Source organism: Actinoplanes oblitus, from assembly GCF_030252345.1.
Classification (GTDB): domain Bacteria; phylum Actinomycetota; class Actinomycetes; order Mycobacteriales; family Micromonosporaceae; genus Actinoplanes; species Actinoplanes oblitus.
The window spans coordinates 1,229,668-1,247,881 of sequence record NZ_CP126980.1 but is presented as its reverse complement, the minus strand read 5'-3'; the positions used below and the strand labels follow the sequence as shown (position 1 = coordinate 1,247,881).

The 18,214-nt window shown below is 68.0% G+C and carries 18 protein-coding genes and 1 tRNA gene; 6 read left to right on the top strand and 13 right to left on the bottom strand.

Translation table 11 applies throughout. From position 1 onward, the window contains the following. Window positions 1-85: 85 nt before the first annotated feature. The 7 genes from Actob_RS05645 to ssb form a co-directional block, all read right to left on the bottom strand. Window positions 86-1,564, bottom strand: coding sequence for an FAD-dependent monooxygenase (locus Actob_RS05645; protein WP_284918992.1), 1,479 nt, complete (start codon window positions 1,562-1,564; stop codon window positions 86-88). Between the two features lie 18 nt (window positions 1,565-1,582). Continuing rightward, window positions 1,583-2,935, bottom strand: coding sequence for a dipeptidase (locus Actob_RS05640; RefSeq protein ID WP_284918991.1), 1,353 nt, complete (start codon window positions 2,933-2,935; stop codon window positions 1,583-1,585). 39 nt (window positions 2,936-2,974) lie between these two features. Next, complete coding sequence (locus Actob_RS05635; protein ID WP_284918990.1) at window positions 2,975-4,051, bottom strand: M48 family metallopeptidase; 1,077 nt, start codon at window positions 4,049-4,051, stop codon at window positions 2,975-2,977. 100 nt (window positions 4,052-4,151) lie between these two features. Then, window positions 4,152-5,678 carry a cobyric acid synthase gene (locus tag Actob_RS05630; RefSeq protein WP_284918989.1) on the bottom strand — a complete coding sequence of 509 codons (1,527 nt, stop codon included), beginning with the start codon at window positions 5,676-5,678 and terminating at the stop codon, window positions 4,152-4,154. Then, a complete protein-coding gene (locus Actob_RS05625) occupies window positions 5,675-6,727 on the bottom strand; it encodes a cobalamin biosynthesis protein (protein ID WP_284918988.1) in 1,053 nt (350 codons plus the stop codon). The genes Actob_RS05630 and Actob_RS05625 overlap by 4 nt, the downstream gene beginning before the upstream one ends. Before the next feature lie 23 nt (window positions 6,728-6,750). Next, complete coding sequence (locus Actob_RS05620; RefSeq protein WP_284922242.1) at window positions 6,751-7,209, bottom strand: hypothetical protein; 459 nt, start codon at window positions 7,207-7,209, stop codon at window positions 6,751-6,753. 248 nt (window positions 7,210-7,457) lie between these two features. Next, window positions 7,458-8,090: a single-stranded DNA-binding protein gene (gene ssb / locus Actob_RS05615; protein ID WP_284918987.1), complete on the bottom strand. Its 633-nt coding sequence runs from the start codon at window positions 8,088-8,090 to the stop codon at window positions 7,458-7,460. 163 nt (window positions 8,091-8,253) lie between these two features. On the opposite strand from ssb, the gene Actob_RS05610 reads away from it, so the two are divergent. After that, entirely contained in the window at window positions 8,254-9,333 is a 1,080-nt protein-coding gene (locus tag Actob_RS05610) for an alpha/beta hydrolase (protein ID WP_284918986.1), read from the top strand. 13 nt (window positions 9,334-9,346) lie between these two features. Further along, a tRNA-Arg gene (locus Actob_RS05605) sits at window positions 9,347-9,422 on the top strand. Window positions 9,423-9,512: 90 nt separating this feature from the next. On the opposite strand, the gene Actob_RS05600 is transcribed toward Actob_RS05605, so the two are convergent. Further along, window positions 9,513-9,746 carry a tyrosine-type recombinase/integrase gene (locus tag Actob_RS05600; protein WP_284918985.1) on the bottom strand — a complete coding sequence of 78 codons (234 nt, stop codon included), beginning with the start codon at window positions 9,744-9,746 and terminating at the stop codon, window positions 9,513-9,515. 608 nt (window positions 9,747-10,354) lie between these two features. On the opposite strand from Actob_RS05600, the gene Actob_RS05595 reads away from it, so the two are divergent. Next, window positions 10,355-11,182 carry a DUF7019 family protein gene (locus tag Actob_RS05595; protein ID WP_284918984.1) on the top strand — a complete coding sequence of 276 codons (828 nt, stop codon included), beginning with the start codon at window positions 10,355-10,357 and terminating at the stop codon, window positions 11,180-11,182. Between the two features lie 213 nt (window positions 11,183-11,395). Here Actob_RS05595 and Actob_RS05590 read toward each other — a convergent pair whose 3' ends face one another. The 4 genes from Actob_RS05590 to Actob_RS05575 all read right to left on the bottom strand — a co-directional run bounded on the left by Actob_RS05590 (window position 11,396) and on the right by Actob_RS05575 (window position 14,190). Continuing rightward, entirely contained in the window at window positions 11,396-12,226 is an 831-nt protein-coding gene (locus Actob_RS05590) for a phosphotransferase family protein (protein ID WP_284918983.1), read from the bottom strand. Window positions 12,227-12,305: 79 nt separating this feature from the next. Next, window positions 12,306-12,470, bottom strand: a complete 165-nt coding sequence (locus Actob_RS05585; RefSeq protein ID WP_284918982.1) for a hypothetical protein — start codon at window positions 12,468-12,470, stop codon at window positions 12,306-12,308. Next, window positions 12,467-13,591, bottom strand: a complete 1,125-nt coding sequence (locus Actob_RS05580; RefSeq protein WP_284918981.1) for a radical SAM protein — start codon at window positions 13,589-13,591, stop codon at window positions 12,467-12,469. The genes Actob_RS05585 and Actob_RS05580 overlap by 4 nt, the downstream gene beginning before the upstream one ends. A 353-nt stretch (window positions 13,592-13,944) precedes the next feature. After that, window positions 13,945-14,190, bottom strand: a complete 246-nt coding sequence (locus tag Actob_RS05575; protein ID WP_284918980.1) for a hypothetical protein — start codon at window positions 14,188-14,190, stop codon at window positions 13,945-13,947. Window positions 14,191-14,516: 326 nt separating this feature from the next. Here Actob_RS05575 and Actob_RS05570 point away from each other — a divergent pair, with 326 nt between their 5' ends. Together Actob_RS05570 and Actob_RS05565 are read left to right on the top strand one after the other, a co-directional pair. Beyond that, window positions 14,517-15,650 carry a hypothetical protein gene (locus Actob_RS05570; protein WP_284918979.1) on the top strand — a complete coding sequence of 378 codons (1,134 nt, stop codon included), beginning with the start codon at window positions 14,517-14,519 and terminating at the stop codon, window positions 15,648-15,650. A 19-nt stretch (window positions 15,651-15,669) separates the two neighbouring features. After that, a complete protein-coding gene (locus tag Actob_RS05565; RefSeq protein WP_284918978.1) occupies window positions 15,670-16,596 on the top strand; it encodes an inositol monophosphatase family protein in 927 nt (308 codons plus the stop codon). 296 nt (window positions 16,597-16,892) lie between these two features. On the opposite strand, the gene Actob_RS05560 is transcribed toward Actob_RS05565, so the two are convergent. Next, the gene (locus tag Actob_RS05560; RefSeq protein WP_284918977.1) at window positions 16,893-17,900 is read right to left on the bottom strand and encodes a hypothetical protein; all 1,008 of its coding nucleotides are present in this window, start codon (window positions 17,898-17,900) and stop codon (window positions 16,893-16,895) included. Between the two features lie 98 nt (window positions 17,901-17,998). On the opposite strand from Actob_RS05560, the gene Actob_RS05555 reads away from it, so the two are divergent. Next, entirely contained in the window at window positions 17,999-18,214 is a 216-nt protein-coding gene (locus tag Actob_RS05555) for a hypothetical protein (RefSeq protein WP_284918976.1), read from the top strand.

The following is an 18,214-nucleotide window of genomic DNA, read 5'->3' as shown; positions in this document are numbered from 1 at the left end:
CACGGCCATCGAGTGTCGGAATCTCACCTCCAGAACCCGCCCGCGATCACACCGCCAGCGCCGCCGGAATCGCACGGCCGCGTCATCACACCGCCATCGCGTGCCGGAATTTCACCTCCGCCTCGGCCGGCTCGGCGCGTGACGCCACGAAGCCATCGGGCCGGACCAGGTAGAAATATCCCGGTCTCAGGGCCGTCGCCGGGGCGGCCGGGAAGATGTGGACCGGCAGGCCGAGGTCGGGCGCCTCGGTGCCCTCGACCCCGCCGTATCCGTGGATCTGCCAGTCGGCGGAGCGCAGCACCGCGAAGTTGCGACCGGTCCAGGGCAGCCGGCGGCCGACCACCGGATCACGCTTGCCGTCCGCGGTCCGCGCCTCCGGACCGATCGGATAGTGGATGCGGATCTGCGAGACGTACTGGAACAACCGGGACCCACCGGCGGTGCGGGGCAGCACTCGCACGGCGACCGGCGCCGCGAGGCGGATCGCGGCGCCTCGCAGCGCCCGGGCCACCGGACGCTCCGAGGTGACCGCCCGGAAGAGCCGGTCGGTGGTGGCCACCAGCGTGCGGGCGACCGGGCGGCGCTCCGCCTCGTAACGGTCCAGCCAGGTGTCCTTGCGCCGGCCCTGGAGCACGTCGGCGAGTTTGAAGGCCAGGTTGTGCGCGTCCTGGAGTCCGGTGTTCATGCCTTGCGCGCCGACCGGCGAGTGCACGTGCCCGGCGTCGCCGGCCAGGAAGAACGGCCCGTCCCGGAACGCCGCGGCGACGCGATGGTGCACCCGGTAGGTGGCGAACCAGCGGGTCCTGTCGAAGGTGATCGCGAAGGTGGAGCGCAGCCGCTCGCGCACGTCGTCCTCGTCCAGCACGCCGTCCGCGTCCTCGTCCCGGATCAGGCCGATCAGCCGCCAGTTGCCCCGGCCCGGCATCGGGAACGCCAGCAGGAACTCCCGGCCGCCGGGCCGCACGTTGACGGCGCCGGTCACCAGGCCGGCCGCCGCGGCCGCGTCGAGCACGTAGAACCGGTGCGCGTTGGTGCTGCCCTCGAAGGGGATCCGCCGGGCCTTGCGCACCGCTGAGCTCGCCCCGTCGCAGCCGACGCAGAACCGGGCCCGGACGGTGTCGTTGCCGACTTTCGCCTCGACGCCCTCCTCGACCTGGGTCATTGCCGTCACCGGCGTCTCCCAGACCACGTCGCCGCCGAGTTTGCGCAGGTTGTCGTAGAGGATCTCCTCGTTGCGGCTCTGCTCGAGCACCTCGAGGAACGGGTACGGCGTGACGCCCTGCCCGAGCGGGCCGACCGGGATCCGGCCGAACACCCGGGCCCCGGTGCCGGGCGAGAGCGCCTCCGCCCGGCACGCCGCGTCGAGGACCTGGTCGCCGATGCCGAGCTGATCGTAGATCTCCAGGCTGCGCGCCTGGACCACGAGCGCCCGGGACTCGCGGGTGGGACCGTCCTTGCCGTCCACCACGAGCACCCGGACCCCGAGACGGGTGAGCCAGTTGGCGAGCATCAGCCCGGTCGGGCCGGCACCCACCACGAGGACCTCACACGACAGCTCGGCCATCAGCGACTCCCTCCTAGATCATTTCGCCAGGGTCTCCGCGACGTTCTTGAGCAGCAGCACCTCGGCCACGCAGACCCGCTCGAACTCGCCCAGGTGCAGGCTCTCGTTCGGCCCGTGCGCGGCCGAGTGCGGGTCCTCCACGCCGGTGACAAGGATCGTCGCGCCGGGGAACAGCTCCTGGAAGGTGGCGATGAACGGGATCGAGCCGCCGATGCCCATGTCGACCGGCTCGACGCCGTCCCACGCCGACCGGAACGCGGCGCGGGCCGCCTCGAAACCGGCACCCGTCGCGTCGATCACGCATGGGTCGCCGTCGCTCTCCAGGGTCACCTCGACGTGCGCGCCCCACGGGGCGTTTTTCTCCAGGTGGCTCTTGACCGCCGCGTACACCGACTTGGGGTCATCGCCGGGAGCGACCCGGATGCCGATCTTGGCTTTCGCCGTGGCCTGCAGGGCGTTGGCGGCCTCCAGGGTGCGCGGCGCGTCGATGCCGAGCACGGAGATCGAGGGCTTGGTCCAGATCCGGTCGGTGATGGTGCCACGGCCGACCAGGCCGACGCCGTCGAGCATCCCGGCCTCGTGGCGGAACCGCTCCTCGGGGTAGTCGACGCTGGCGCCCTCGCGGCCGACCAGGCCGCCGACCGCGACCTCGCCGTCGTCGTCGTGCAGCGTGCTGAGCAGCCGGGACAGGGCCATCAGCGCATCCGGCACGGCACCGCCGAACATGCCGCTGTGCACGGCGCTCTTGAGCACCTTGACCTCGACGAACAGGTTGACCAGGCCGCGCAGCGAGGTGGTCAGGGCAGGCGTGCCGATGTCCCAGTTGCCGGAGTCGGCGATCACGATCACGTCGGAGCGCAACTCGTCCAGGTGGGCCTGGATGATCGCGTCGAGGGAATCCGAGCCGTACTCCTCCTCGCCCTCGACGAAGACCACCACGCCGACCGGCAGCTGGTCGCCGAAAGCGCGCAGCGCCGCCACGTGCGCCATCACGCCGGCCTTGTCGTCGGCGGCGCCGCGGCCGTAGAGCCGGCCGTCCCGCTCGACCGGCTCGAACGGGTCGCTGGCCCAGAGCGCGGGGTCACCGGCCGGTTGGACGTCGTGGTGGGCATAGAGCAGCACGGTGGGTGCGCCGGGCGGGGCCGGCTTGCGACCGATCACCGCGGGCTGGCCGCCGTGCCGCACGATCTGCGTGTCGAGGCCGCAACCCCGCAGCAGCTCGGCGACCGCCTCGGCGGAGCGCTCCACGTGCGCGTGATCGAAACCCTCGAAGGCGACGCCCGGGATCCGCACCAACCGTTCCAGGTCGGCGCGGACACCGGGCATCTCCTGCGCGATTTTGGCGCGCAGTTCGGATTCAGTAAGGCTCATGCGCCCGATCGTAGAACCGTCCCCCGACAGATTTCGCGATCAGTTGGCTTCGCCGTCGCTGTTACCGTCGCCGCGGGCCCGGCGGCGGGCCTCGCTCGCCCAGTTCATCGCCCGCCCGGCGGCCGAGCCGGCCATGTCGGTGGCGCCGTCGCCGAACCGCCGGATCAGGCCGACCAGCGGATCCTGCGAGTTGGCGAAGTCGTCCCGATACGATTTCGCGGCGGCCTTGACGTCCTCGGTGACCGAGGCGTCCCCGTCCGAGTCACGCCGCGGGTAGTCACCACCGAGAATCTGCGCGTACGCCCCCGAGTCGATCCACTTGCGCAGCTCGGCGGCCCGGGCGACCGGGAACGGGTGGGTGCTCCACGCGGTCATCCCGATCTTGTGGATGCTGTCCCGCAGGTCACCACCGCCCTCGTACTCCGCGGCCTGCTCCAGGAACGCCGTGGTGTCGATCTGCGACAGGTCGCCGCCACCGGCCAGTTTCATCAGCAGCCGCAGCGAGGCGGCCGGGTCCTGCCCGGCGAGCAGACCGGCCCGGTCGGCGGAGAGCTCCGCCTTGCGCCACCACTCCAGCATCGCCGCGATGATCGCCCGCAGCGCGATGACACCCACCGGGATCCAGCTGATGTTCGCCGCCCAGCCGGTCAGGATCATCATGATGGTCTTGTAGACGGCGTGCCCGCTGCGCACGTGGCCCAGCTCGTGCCCGAGCATGGCACGCAGCTCGTCGTCGTCGAGTTTCTCCACCGCGCCCGTGGTGATCACGATGAACGGCTTGTCCAGGCCGATCGCGGAACCGTTGATGATCGGCGACTGGCTCACGTAGAGCTCGGGCAGCTCGGCGATGTCCAGCGTGCTGGCCGCCTCGGTGAAACGCTGGTAGACCCGCGGGTACTGCCGGTGGTCGACGCGGATCGAGCCGGCCAGGTAGGCCAGCCGGAAGCCGCGCTCGTTCCACATCCCGAAGAACGTCTTCACCACGTCGTCGAAGCCGCGCAGCTCCCGCAGGGCGGTCAGCGCGCCCCGGTCGGCCGGATGCTCCCAGGCCCGCGAGCTGATCCCGGTCAGCGTCACCCGGCGGCGTACCGGTCGGTTCTCCTCGTCGGTGGTCATGGATCACACCCCGTCCTCGTGGCACTTCCGGCCGCGCGGCGACCGCCGCGCCGGACCCAACGTACGCCCGGGACGCAACGATGTCGTCAGGGTCGAACCCTTACGGGGCACCTGGTGCGACGAACGGCAACCCTGGTGGCGCACCCTTTTCCAGCAGCCGCCAGAGCGCCTCGGTGTCCAGGTGCTCGGCCACCAGGTCGCCGAGCACGTCCAGGGCGCGCTCGCGGATCGTGGCGTACCGGGTGTCCTGGGCGACGGTGAACCCGTGCCGACCGGCTTGGGCGGCGGCCACGGTCAGGAACCGGCGGCGGAACTCGTCGGACTCGAAGGCGCCGTGCCAGTGGGTGCCGTAGACGTTACCGGCCACCGCGCCCTCCGGACGGCCGTCGGCGTACCGCAGCAGCGGCTCCGGGTCACCGGCGCTGACCAGCCCGTGGTGGATCTCGTAGCCGCGCACCGGCGCGCCCAGCCCGGCCCCGGCGCTGTGGGCCAGCGTCTTGCGGGCCGCGAAGGTGATGCCGACCGGCAGCAGACCCAGTCCCGGTACGGTGCCGTGCCCGCTCTCCACCTCGTCGTCGATCGACTCGGCGAGCATCTGGAAGCCCCCGCAGACGCCGAGCAGCGGCTTACCGGCGGCCGCGTGTGCCAGTACCGCGCCGGCCAGCCCGGTCTCCCGCAGCCAGGCCAGGTCGCTGACGGTGGCCTTGGAACCGGGCAGCACCACCAGGTCGGCGTCGGCGACGTCGCCCGGCTCGACGGTGAGGTGCACCCGGACACCGGGCTCGGCGGCGAGCGCCTCGGCGTCGGTGGCGTTGGAGATCCGGGGCAGCCGGATCACCGCGACCCGCAGCCACTCCCGGCCCTGCGGCGGGCCGGGACGACCCAGCGTCGTTCCGTACGCCAGCGAGTCCTCGGCGTCCAGCCACACGTCCCGGTGGAACGGAAGCACCCCGTGCACCGGGCGCCCGGTCACCGCGGTGATCATGTCGTTGCCCGGCTGGAGCAGGCCCAGGTCACCGCGGAACTTGTTGATCACAAACCCGGCGACCAGCGCCTGGTCCTCGGCGGAGAGCAGGGCCAGGGTGCCGAAGAAGGCAGCGAAGACGCCACCCCGGTCGATGTCGCCGACCACCAGGGTGGGCAGCCCGAACCGGCGGGCCAGGCCCATGTTGACGAAGTCGCCCTCGCGCAGGTTGATCTCGGCGGGGCTGCCGGCGCCCTCGCAGATCACGGCGTCGTAATCGGCGCGCAGGTCGGTGAGGGTGGCGTACGCGGTCTCGGCCAGCTTGGGGCGCAGCGACCGGTAGTTGCCGGCGGTGACCGTGTCGATCGCCTCGCCGAGCAGGATCACCTGGCTGGAGCGGTCGCTGCCGGGCTTCAGCAGCACCGGGTTGAACCGCAGGTCCGGGGCGACGCCGCAGGCCTCGGCCTGCATGGCCTGGGCCCGGCCGATCTCGCCGCCGCGGCCGTCGGAGGCGACCACGACCACCGAGTTGTTGGACATGTTCTGGGCTTTGAAGGGGGCCACCCGGACGCCGTTGCGGTGCAGCCAGCGGCAGATGCCGGCGGTGAGGACGCTCTTGCCGGCGTCCGATGTGGTGCCGGCGATCAGCAGGCCCGCGGTCATCGGGGGCTCCGGGTGGTGGTCGGGCGGGTCGCGGTGATCATGCTGGTGGCGCTGGTGGCCCCGTTGGGGCCCCACCCCCACCCCCGCCTCCTGCCAACCGCCCCGAAACCACCCCGAACCACCGCACCCCCAGCCGCCAGCAACACCGCCGCCACCCCGACCCCTCCCGAGATCCGAGCCGCCCGCCGCAGATGCACCACCCCCGGCCGAGGCCCGTCCCCCAGGAACGGCCTTGTCTCACTACGTCCGAAATAGACGTTCCGTCCCCCGAGCCGCACCCCGAGCGCCCCCGCCATCGCCGCCTCACACTGCCCCGAGTTCGGCGACGGATGATCCGCCCGATCCCGCCGCCACACCCGCAACGTCTCCCGCGGCGACCCGCGGCCGATCGGCGCGACAGCGACGGTGAGCAGTCCGGTGAGCCGCGACGGCACCAGGTTCAGCACGTCGTCCAGCCGGGCCGACGCCGTGCCGAACCGCGCGTACCGGGCCGACCGATGCCCGACCATGGCGTCCAGCGTGTTGGCCGCCCGGTACCCGAGGAGCCCGGCCGGCCCCAGCAGCGCCCCCCAGAACAGCGGGGCGACGACGGCGTCCGAGGTGTTCTCGGCCACCGATTCGACGGTGGCCCGGGCCAGTTCGGGTTCGTCGAGCGCGGCCGGGTCCCGCCCGCACAGGTGGTTGAGCCGGCCGCGGGCCGCCGGCAGGTCGCCGGCCGCCAGGTGGCGGGCCATCACCCGGGACTCCTTGCGGAGCGTACGACCGCCCAGCACGGTCCAGGTGGCGGCGGTGGTGAGCGCGAACCGGGCGACCGGCCACCGCCGGGTGGCCCGGCCGACCGCCAGCCCGGCGAGGACCGGGACTCCCACAGCGATCGTGGTGAACGCGGCGCCGGCCCGGCGCCGGGGCTGGTAGACCCGGCGTTCCAGGGCGGCGGCCGCGGTGCCGAACCCGGCGACCGGATGGTAGCGGCGCGGGTCGCCGAGCGCGGCGTCCAACAGGTATCCGGCGATCAGTCCGGCCGCGTCAGCGGTCCACCGAAACGGCACGTGTTTCCTTCCGGTTCTGCTGGTCAGCGGCCGAACGGCGTCAGATCGAACGCCCAGACCGCCAGCGCCGCCGGTTCCGACTCCGGGTACGGCACCGGCTCCAGTGCACCCCACTGGATCGATCCGGGTGCGCGATCCTCCAAGAACTCCACCACTATCGCGCGCAGGTCCTCGGTCACCTGGTAGGCGACCGGGAACACCAGATCGCTGGGTTTGCGGGTGCCGACCGAGCAGCGCAGCTGGCCGGCTTCCGCGTCGTGCCACACGTAGAAGGTCGCGGTGCCCCGGTGCCCGCGGCCGGACACCTGCTCGCGCAGGACCGCGGCGACCTCTTCGAACACGGCCACCACCTCGTCGGGCGAGGTACCCAGGCGTTCATGCGGGGGTGCGCCGAACCAGTTGGTGTTCACCTGTTCGGCGTCCGGATCCTCGGGCGCTAGCACCATCGTCTCGTCGGCGATGGCGCGGATGTCCTTCAGCATCACCGCTTCAGTCTGCCGGTTGCGGTTGTCTCCCGCCCAACCGGGCCGCTCCGCCTCCCGGTTGAGAGAACCGGCACGATCGGCCTATCCCGATCGAGGGAATCGGGACCGGTCGACACCATCCGGCATGCCTGTCCGCCCCGCACCGGCGGCCCCGCCCCGGACCCCGACGTGGCCGGGCCGCCGGGCGCCACACGCCCCGGAATCCGCAGGGAGAGACCCCGGGGTGGCGGCTGTGCGGGAAGGTCTCAGGCCGCTACCGGCTCCTTTTTCGTACGGCGGGTGCGCCGGATCTCGGCAGTGGCCGGCTCGTCCTCGGCGGTCGTCGCGGTGGCGCTCTCCTCGTCGGCCAGGTCGGCGACCACCTCGAGGAAGGCCGGCTCGGCCTCACCGGGGACGATCTCGGGCAGGCCGTCGCCGTACCGGACCGGTGTCTCGTTGTCGGCCACCGGCTCGGCCGGCTCGCCACCGATCACGGCGTCCGCCTCGGTGTCCTCCTGGGCGCTGGTCGCCGCCGGCCGGGTGCGGTAGAACCGGGATCGGCCGCGGGCCAGGTCGTGGCCGACGGCGAGGGCCTCCATCTCGTACGAGACGCGGTGGTTGGCCTCCTCGTCCTGCCAGTCGCGGGTGTAGAGGCGACCGAAGACGATCACCGGATCACCGATGTTGATCGAGGATCCGACGTTCTCGGCGAGCTTGCGCCAGGCGGAGACCCGGACGCGGAGCGTGTTGCCGTCGACCCAGCAGCGGTTCTCCCGGTCGTACCGGCGGGCGGTGGAGGCGAGCCGGAAGTTCGCCACCAGCTGGTTGGAGTTGGTGGTGCGGCGCCACTCCGGCTTGGTCAGCACGTTGCCGACGACGACGATGTGGGTGTCGAACACTGGTGTCTCCTTGCGTCGATTGCAGCGGACGTGGCAGAGCCTGGCCCGCCGGGCGGCGCTGGGCGGCCCGGCCTGTGGACGACGCGGAAATGTGGACGACCGGCTCGGATCGGGGTCGATCTGTTATGGCGCGCCACGGCGTACTCATGGGTAACCTGTCCGGGTGGAGACCGACGTCCTGGGCTGGCCGTATGAGCGGCACACCATCGAGCTGGGCACCGACGACGAGGGCCCGGTTGTGGCCACGCTGGTCCGGCGGCGCGCCGAGCAGCCGTCGCGCCGGGCGGTGCTGCACGTCCACGGGTTCGTGGACTACTTCTTCCAGACTCATCTGGCCGACTTCTTCGTCGCGCGCGGCTGGGATTTCTACGCCCTCGACCTGCGCAAGTACGGCCGCAGCCTGCTGCCGCACCAGACGCCGAACTTCGCCCGCAGCCTGACCGAGTACTACCCGGAGCTGGACGAGGCGGCCCGGATCATCCGCGACGAGGACGGCCATGACCAGCTGCTGGTCACCGGCCACTCGACCGGGGGCCTGATCACCTCGCTGTGGGCCCATGCGCGCCGCGAGCAGGGCGTCGTCGACGGACTGTTTCTGAACAGCCCGTTCTTCGACTTCAACCTGCCCTGGTTCGTGCGCCGACCGGCCATGGCGATGCTGATCGCGGCGACCGGGCGGACGCCGTACCGGAAATTGCCGACCCCTTCGCTGGGCCTCTACGGCCAGAGCATCCACCGCGACTACCACGGCGAATGGGCCTATGACCTGGCGTGGAAGCCGATTCTCGGCTTCCCGGTCCGGATGGGCTGGCTGGCCGCGATCCGCCGCGGGCAGCGCCGGTTGCAGGCCGGCCTGTCCATCGACGCCCCGGTGCTGGTCGCCTGCTCGGATCGGACGTTCCGCGGTCGCGCCTGGCACGAGGACGTGCACGTGACCGATTCCGTTCTCGACGTGGAGCACATCGTCAGGTGGGCGCCGGGCCTCGGCCCCCGGGTGACCATCGCCCAGTTCAACGGCGGCAAGCACGACCTGACGTTGTCCGGCAAGGAGGTCCGCGCCGAGGTCTTCCGCGAGCTGGGCCGATGGGTCGACGCGTTCCTCCCGGCCCCGGGCACCCCGGAGATCGACGTCCCGCCGGCGCCGGAGGATCAGGGCGGCCGGGCGGTGGTCCTGGAGGCCGCCGAGGCCGCCGTCGAGAACGCAGCCGACGAGGCGGACGACAAGTCCGGCACGACCGCCTAGTATGTGCTGGCCAGCGCTCGTAGCTCAGCGGATAGAGCAACGGACTTCTAATCCGTCGGTCGCAGGTTCGAATCCTGCCGGGCGCGCCACTCCCTGTATTAACCAGGGCCTCAGCGGCTGATGCCGCATGCTCTCGTGGTCAAGTTACCTGTTTTGTTACCCATTTTGGCTGCTGAGCGTCACAGATGCTCAGCGACCGAGGGCTTGTCGCCCATCAGGTCGCGGCCGAGATAAACCCTGGCCGTCATGGCGGGGTCCGTGTGGCCGAGTTGGTCGGCGATCGTTGCGATCGGAACGCCGGCCTGGTCGAGCAGCGTCGCCACCGTACGCCGAAAGGTGGGCGGCGTGGCCCACGGGAAGCCGCTGCCCACGAAGATCCGCGCCAGGGCCTTGGCGGCATCGGCGAAGGGCATCCCTGGCAGTTCTCCGCCGCTGACGGGTTCGCCACGACGCACGTAACCCGATCGAGGCCCCGGAAGGGGCCATGCGACGGCGGAAGGCAAGCAGTTCGCCAGCGAACCCATGCATAATGCCTCTGCAAGAGTCTCTGATCTGGAGGCATACGCAAGCGGGACGCTTGTTAGCCAACACCGTAACGGCAAGGCTGTCACTCGTCTTGTGGAGATTAGCATTCGCGCATACGTCCCCTACACGCTCGACGAAATCAGGTCGCGAATTCAGGCATGCCTGAACGGCGAAGAAGGGAAGTTTGCACCTTCGCTCGGACGGGTTCAGGAAGTGCAGTTCTTGGATTGGAAGCCGGCACAGTCTGAGCACGGTCGAGGTCTCGGCGTGAACGTACGTTTCGCCGTCGCTAGTCGAGCAGCGTAGAGCTCAAAGCTATAGCGAGGCAGCAAAGGGCAGGATCTCGCTATTGGGACCCTGCCCACCGAGCCTCTCTACGTTGGGCTTCCCGCTTACCCGGTAGCTCTAGCTTCACTCGTGAGAGTGTCGGCCGCTTCACTAGTCCACCTAAGCTACGCGCCAGCGAACTCTTGCGTTCATTTGATATCTTCAATTTATGGCCATCGACGCTCACCCTAGGTCGTACATCTATCTTTCTCGCCGCCTACTTCGCGAATTGCACCAAAGAGCAGAGGCACAGAAAGGCGGCGTCGAGTTCAGCGTGACGGCGAAGGTACCCGGCCTCGATGCCCGGGGGGAAAGGCGTAAGCTAGAGAATAATGATTACTGGCTCGCTCGGCAGGTTACAGCGGCAATTCGCGACAACACCGGCACACTGCTTCACCCTGGCACTTACGTGCGGGCTCGCATGGAAGTCACATGGGCTGAGGTTCCGTTTCTAGAGGGCGGTCACCGCGTTGCTTGGCTTAGCTGCTTCACGGATACCGAGGAAGGTCCGGTCTTCGCCGCGCTTTGTGGGTCCTTGCGAAATTTCGAGGGATATGCGTCTGATGATGACTACAAAGCTCGCGGTGGATGGTACCCGTCGGCGCCAGTAGGAATGGCGAAGCTTGTCTCTTCATTCTCACGCGGCAACGAGGACATCAACGGAGCTATCGCTTGGAGTGAGGAAGAGGACATAGAGAAGGCCGTCACAACGGCGATGACCATCTATACCACTCTAGGTAGATCACACATCGCCGGGCGCGCAGAGCTTGAAGTATTATTTCAAGTTTTCGGCCGTATCGACTATCCCGAAGGCTCAGATCAGGGCCGCGCTGCTATGCTTGGGACGCCTATCTGGGCCGCGACATGCCCCCCACTCCCGGACCGGCGCGTCGTATACGCGCGACAATTGCCCGCCCTGCCGGAGCAAGGGTCGAATCCTGATGAAATGGTGCGTATGAGCATCTGGCGTAGGATTGTCGACAGCCTGAAGCCATGAAGCCGCAGCAGGGTATTGTGGCGAACCTTTGACAATCTAGGCTGCCGAGCAAGGCGGCAGCTAATCCTTACAGAATTGATGGAGGCAGGTTACATCACCTGCCTCCATCGCACATGCGTTAAGGCATCCAGAGCGACTTGGAAACCGTGGCAGAATGCGGGCTGCTAAGACATGGCGGTCTTACTGATTAGGCTGAAGGGGTCATACCCCCGGTCAACTGAATTCAGTCAATTCTGCTTCGGTATTCCTTCCTCGATAGTCACGCCAGGCCGCGGAAGCATCGATAAGCCGGCGTGTCCACGCGTCCGGTTCGGCGCCGCCGATGTCAGCCCACATGCGTGCGTTGGCGCCAGCGAAGGCGTTGACCGCTCGCGGATGAGCCGCTTGCCAGGACGGCAATAGCGATGCCCACGCTTCGGCGGAGTCGGGCGTATGCCCTGCGGCGATGAGCCAGATCACCCAGTAGCCGGCATCCAGCCAAGGGGCGCCCTGCGTTGCCCATCCCCAGTCCACGACGCGCGCCCGGTCGCCGGTGACGATGACGTTGGCGTTGTTCAGGTCGGTGTGCAGGAGCGCGTCACCGGCGAAGTAGCGCAATTCGTCTGCTCCGGCGTACGCCTGGAGTCGCTGCTCAGCGCATCGCAGTGTCACTGGCGGACATTGGATCCCAGCGATACGGCGAAGCAGGTCGACGACGATGGGTAGGTCCGGCGAGTTCGGCGCGTAGTCCGCGCGGTGTCCCTCCAGCGCCTCGAAGACAAGGACATCCCACCCGCCCTCTGTCAGGCGGGCGTGCAGCTTCGGAGCGACCAGGTCTAGGTACGGCGCCATGGCTGCTTCGCGTTGCTGCGTCCGGACCCAGCGGTGATCAGCCGGTAGAGCCTTCACGAAGTACGCGCCCTTGGGGCTGTTCAGCTTGACCGCGATCGCACTGTTCAGGCCGTCGCTTGCCGGCTCCAGCGACTCGGGGGATCCGGTGATGTCCTCGACCGCGTGACGAACAGCTCCCGGCAATTCGGCGTATGGAATGCGGCTGGTAGGCACAGTCCTTCTCCTAGCTCGGGACGGCCCCGGTGAGCCACGCCATGGCACGACAGCCCTCCGGGGCGACCCCTACATGCTGCTAGTTGTACGGGTTGTCGTCACCGCAACCGCGCTCGTTGCCCTTGGTCAGGGCGTCGATCTGAGTGACGACGATCCCGGCCGGCTCTTGCCGCCGGGGGAACTGCTTCGCGGCGTTGCCGGTGTTCGGGGTACGGCTGATGATCTCGACGGGGATGGCGCTCATGACTCCTCCTTCATGCCGTGCTGGCAATAGTGACTGAGTGGTGCCTTCGCCTCCTGGTACACGCGTGCCATGGGTCGGCATACCCGGCAGGCGGACGAGAGCTTGCAGCCCGTACATCCACCCGTGCGAAGCATTTGGGCGTCTGCGATGGCGGGCAGACGCAGCAGGCCATCAGGCCCTTCGGTGATCAAGTTGATGGGGTTGTCCCGGCCGACCTTGCACATCGTGGTGAACCCGAGCGGGTCGACGTGGAAGGACGTGTGACCGGCAGGGCAGCCCTGGAAGATGTCGCTCTTACCGATGAGGCCCGGGACCTGTGTCTCCAGGGTCGTGCCCTTGCCGGTATAGGTCGGAGAGATGGAGCCGTACTCCTTGAACGGCAGGCCCAGATCGCGCACCATCGCACGCATCTCGCTCAGTTCCTCGACGTTGTGCTTGGTGATGATCAGCGTGACCTCAAGGGGTAAACCGGCTCCAGCCGCCGCAACGAGACCGCGATAGGCGTTCTTGAACGCGCCCCGTGTCTGGGTGAGCGCGTCGGCTGTCTCCGGGCTGGCCCCGTACATGGAGACGGTGATCTTGTGTGGGCGACGTGAGGTGAACGCTTCAAGCAACTCGTCACGGTAGAGCCGGGAGCCGTTGGTCAGAATCTCCATCATCATTCCGGCTTCGTGAGCGTGTTCGTAGGCGGGAATGAAGTCCTGGTCGATGAGCGGTTCCCCGCCGGTGATCTCGAACCAGATCACTCCCATGTCGCGAAGCATGTCGAGTAGTCGCAGCTTCTCCGGCAGGGGTAGGCCAGTGAACGGGCGCTGTTCCAGGTAGCAGTGCTCGCAGGAGAAGTTGCAGCCTTTGTTGATCTCCCATGAGGCGCGGCTGTAGGTCACGGGAGAGACCGACGGCGGACGGACGATGAGCACGTCGCCGATGGGCAAGTCGGCTAGTTCGATCTGCCACGCTTGGCGGGCGGCATCGCTGAACCAGTCCGGCACGATGTCGTTTGTGTCCGCTCGGTCGGCGAGTTCGGCGTAGTAGCCGGAGGGCATTTGCATCGCCGCTTGTTGGCCAGCCCGGACGGCGACGAACAGATTTTCCTGTGGGCTGATGATTGCCTGGTACATCCGGTCCCCTGTTCTCGGAGATGGAAGCGGGTGTCAGCGCACCTCTGGCGGCAAGATCAGGCGGTCAAGGGCGCTATGCGTCCCCATGCACACCTTGCAGAGCGGCATGGTTGCGTCCGCGTAGACCACCGTGGACTCCTCGTACGGATGTGGCGGGTAGTGCATGGTCTCCACCAGCCCGCGCGCATGCAGCGTGAAGTGGTAACACGAATGCATCCGAGCGTTCGGGTACGCACGGGCGATGGCCGGCGTGAGCATCGGAATCAGGACTGCGCCACTCGCACGTATGCCCTCTACGTCCCGGCACGACTCGGAGTGCACCAGCGCGGCAGGTGGATACTCTCGCTGCCCCGTCACGGTCGGCACTTGTTGGGCAAGGCCGCACCTGCTTCCCATGCGGCCACGATGGCTCTCACGGCGTCGTCCTGGGCATAGCGACCGACCAGGTCCCCACTGCTCCCCGGTCGCCTGACGTATGCGTTCCAGCGGTCTCCCAGGCTGGCATGAATCCAGCCGATGTATTCGCCGTCGCGCTCGATCGAGTAGCCGCCCATGACGCTCACCGTCAGGGTGACGCCGGGCAGAATCTCACGCTTCACGGACGGAACGCGGTGCCCCACTGCTCACCTCCTCGCACCGGATTTGCACGTTGATGGCCGCTCGCCGCCTTCGCTTCACGGTGCTGGGACGGCGAGCGGGGAACTGGGGCGTTGACTCCGTAAGGTCAAGCGCTGCGAGAACAGTCGCACTTGCGGATCGGGGTGCACACCTGTGTGCCAGTCCAATGACGACCGGATCTCTGGGCAGCTTTTACCTGCGGATCTACGCGCCTTGGCATTCATTGCCCATCAGGATGGGCAACAGTAAGGTGGCCGTCACGACCAGTGAGGACCGAAGCCGTAGGTCGGGGCGTCGGAGGGCCATCTTGGGCAGTACAACGCCACAGAACCAATCGCCGCAGAAGCGTGGACGGGAACTTGCCCGCCAAGGTCAAGCCCTCTTCTTCGAGTACGGATCGGTCAAGGCTGCGGCTCGCAAGCTGATGGAGCGGCACGACGACCTACCGAGCATTCAGGCATTCAGGTACGCCGCAGGGCTCTCCCAGGACCAGGCCGCAGTGCGATACAACGACGTCGCGGGCAACCAGACCACGTTGGGCGGGACAACGATCAACGCCTGGGAGAGCTGGGCGCGGTCGCGCGGAACTGCTGGGGTCGGATCTCCGCCGTCGTACGCCAGCCTGCTCATCCTGGCGGCTGCATACGGGCGTAGCCCGCATCGTATGGGGGAAGAAGTGATCTCCCCAGGCGACCTGGTGCAGGAGGCTTACGAAAAGCTGCCCCCAGAAGATCAGTTGGCGCTGAAGATGACCGCCGTCCGCTCCTCCATTCCGGCGACAAGCGACACGCTCCGCGTACGCAACGCGGTGGTGGACGGATCACCGGACGTCGACAACATCATCGGCGCGGACTTCAACCTCCTGGTGCCGACGATTGACAACGGCAACCCCGCCATCTGCGCGTTCTCGCTGCCTAACCCGAATCCCGGGCACCTGCTAGATCTGACCTGGAACACGTTCGGCTTCGGGATTCAGCGCATCATGAGGCAGATCAAGAGTCTCGGTCGCCGCCTGGACGCGGACATCTGCTTCGGCATCAATGAGGCCGGCCTCGTGATGGCGACCTTCCTGGCGTCGGCTCAGTTCAACCGATGCTCGATCGGGTACCTCCGCTGTAACCGCGCGAGGAACGCGATCAGCTTCGCGCCGGAATCACACTTCCCCGACTCGGTGGAGGCTCCGGTCATCGTGATCTGCGACTTCGAGGTCAAGCATGCTGACGTGGTGGGCCTGGTGGCCCGAGAGCTACGCGAGCGATACCCCGGTGCCGAGTTGTACTTCGCCGTGTTCGGAGCTATGACGAAGGGCAACACGCTTGAAGTCGAGAGCTTCGAAGAACTCACCGGAGCAAAGATCATTCAGGCGGCAACTTTCGAGGCGGTGTTCATCGCAGCGACGATGAGCCCACCCGGTATCGAACCGCCGTTGGAGTTGCGCTGAGAGGACTGGAGACGCGCTGATGGAGCAGGCCAAGGACATGCCACCCCTCGCTCACGAAATCGCCGAGACGGTGAGAGGGGTGATGCTAGAGCTGCGGCCACGACTCATCGAAGCGGCTCTGACCGGCAGGCGCGGCGAGAGCGAGAACCTGCGCCACGAGGACAACTTCCTGTCCGAGCATGACCTGTGGATGCATCGCCGGTACCGGGAACTCCTGACCCCCATCCTCGGATCGTTCGTCTACGCCTCCGAGGAAGCCGAACCGGAGGTCATCGGCGACAACTCCGACCCTGATCTGTGCGTGCTCGTCGATCCCCTGGACACCAGCGAACTGGCGGTACGGGGCCTGCTCGGCTACACGCACGTGATGGTCTACTCGCGCGCAGCGGCTCAGCCGATCGTCGCCGTGGTGGGCGACATCTTCCATCACCTTCAGCTCTACGTCGGCGCACGTGACGACCAGGGCGTTGACCGCGCTTTCGTCATCACGGCGGACTCCGACACGTTCGAGCTGAAGCAGCGCTCGACGAAGAAGCTTTCCGAGTCCCTGGTCACCAACTTCCTGATGAAGGCGGGTGAGCGGTTCATCCCCCTGTCTCAGCAGACCCGGCTCATTGAAGCGTTGGACACGCCCGGCACGGACGGAAAGAGCCGGGGCCGCATCGGCGTCGACTTCGGGTCGGTCAGCCTGTGCCATGTCGCGGCCGGTATGACCGAGTCCGTCATCGAGTTCGCCAAGGGCTTCGCAGTGTGGGACCTCGCACCAGGGCACTACATCCTGCACGCCTCCGGCGGAGCAGTGCTTGACCTGGAAGGCAAGCCCGTATCCCTTGACTACGGGTTCGACACGTTCGACGAGGTAGCCAAGGCGATGGACCGGCGACAGCGATTCGTCGCCGCCGGCAGCATGGACCTCGCCACCGAGATCGTCTCGGCCCTGGGGTAGCCGGCCAATCCAGCGTTGAACAGCACGAATGACTCCGGCGAGGGCGCGGAGCGGTTACCCAGTTTGTTACCCATAATCAGCGTTATCGCGGATGGATCACCATGATCTTGGATGACCGCAACGGGACCGAATCAGCGTCTCGGCAGGTCAAGCGGAGATCTGATGATCTCCGGTGAGTCGACACGCCCGGCAGTGTTCTAATCCGTCGGTCGTAGGTTCGAATCCTACGGGGCGCGCCTGATCACCCGGACCTGCGAGAAGGGCCCACCGGCCGGCGGGCCCTTCTCGTCGTCGGGTCAGCGGACCCGGATGCGGACCGTGTCGAAGGCCGGCGTCTGGTTGGCGCGCTCCATCATCGGAATCCGGTGTGAGCCGTCACCGGCCCACGACGCGCACTGCGCGAGCCCGGACTGCGGCAGCCCCGGGACCTGGATGGTCACCGTGTCCGGCGTCCGCCCGCCCTTGCTGTCCTCGGTGGCCACGAAGAACGCCGGGACGCCTTCCGGGGTCGGCGCCTCGTTCGTGCTCGCCAGCATCCGGCACGCGGTGTGGAAGTGGCCGCGCACCAGGCCGTTCTTGAGCACGCTCGATTCCACGTAGTAACCGCCCTGGCCGGCCGCGAGGAACCGGTCGCGGATCAGGTTGCGGGTGCTGACCTGCAGGGTGAAGGCCTGGTTCCGGTTGACCTGGCGGGGCGCGCCGGTGATCAGCAGCGACGGGTTGTTCGCCGCCGAGCCGACCTCACCGAACTCGGTGGAGACGCACCGGTCGCCCTTCTGGAAACCGTCGTGCCGCGTCAGCTTGCTGGTGTCGCAGCTGTTCGTCAGGATGCCCAGGTTCGCGCCGGGCGCCGCGTTGGTCACGGTGGCCACCGGCTTGGCCGGCGCCGCGCCGCCGTCCTTGTTGAGCGTGCAGGCGGCCAGGCCGCCGGCGTTCAGGTTCGGCTTCGCCGCGTTGCGCCCGATCGCCGTCTCGATCCGGCTGATGGCGGCGAACCGCTTGTCCTTCAGCGGGCCGAGGATGGCGTTCTGGATGAAGTTGGCGCCGCCCTGGCCCTTGGTGTCGGCGATCCGCTTGTTCGCCTCGGCGATCTGGGTCTTCAGCAGGTCGAGGTTGCGGTTGACCTCGTTCTGCGCCTGGGCCGGCACCGCCACGTTGATCTTCACGTCCGGGCAGTTGACGGTGGGCGTGGACTCGGCGGCCGAAGCCACCCCGAGTCCGATGCCGGCGATGGTCACCGCGACCCCGACGACCGCGACCACCTTCCAGCGACGCGGTTTGCTGCTGATTTTGGACCGATACATTGGCCGGCGCCTCTCCCCCTGGCAAAGACTTGCTTCGGCCATCGATACGGGATCGCTCCCAGAACGGATCAATGTCGGCGGAGAAGTATTCTCGGCGGATGCTCGCCAGCCTGTTCTTCGCCGTCGCCGCTGTCGCTCTGGTGGCCGGCGTGCTGCTCGGTTTCCGCCTGGCCGCGTCCCGGTGCCGGGCCGCCCGGCACGAGGAGGCGGTGGCCATCGTCGCCGCGCTGGTGCAGACGCCTGACGCGCCCGATCTGTACGAGCGTGCCCACCGGCTGCTGCTCGACGAGCCGGCGGCCGGTGGGGCACGCTGA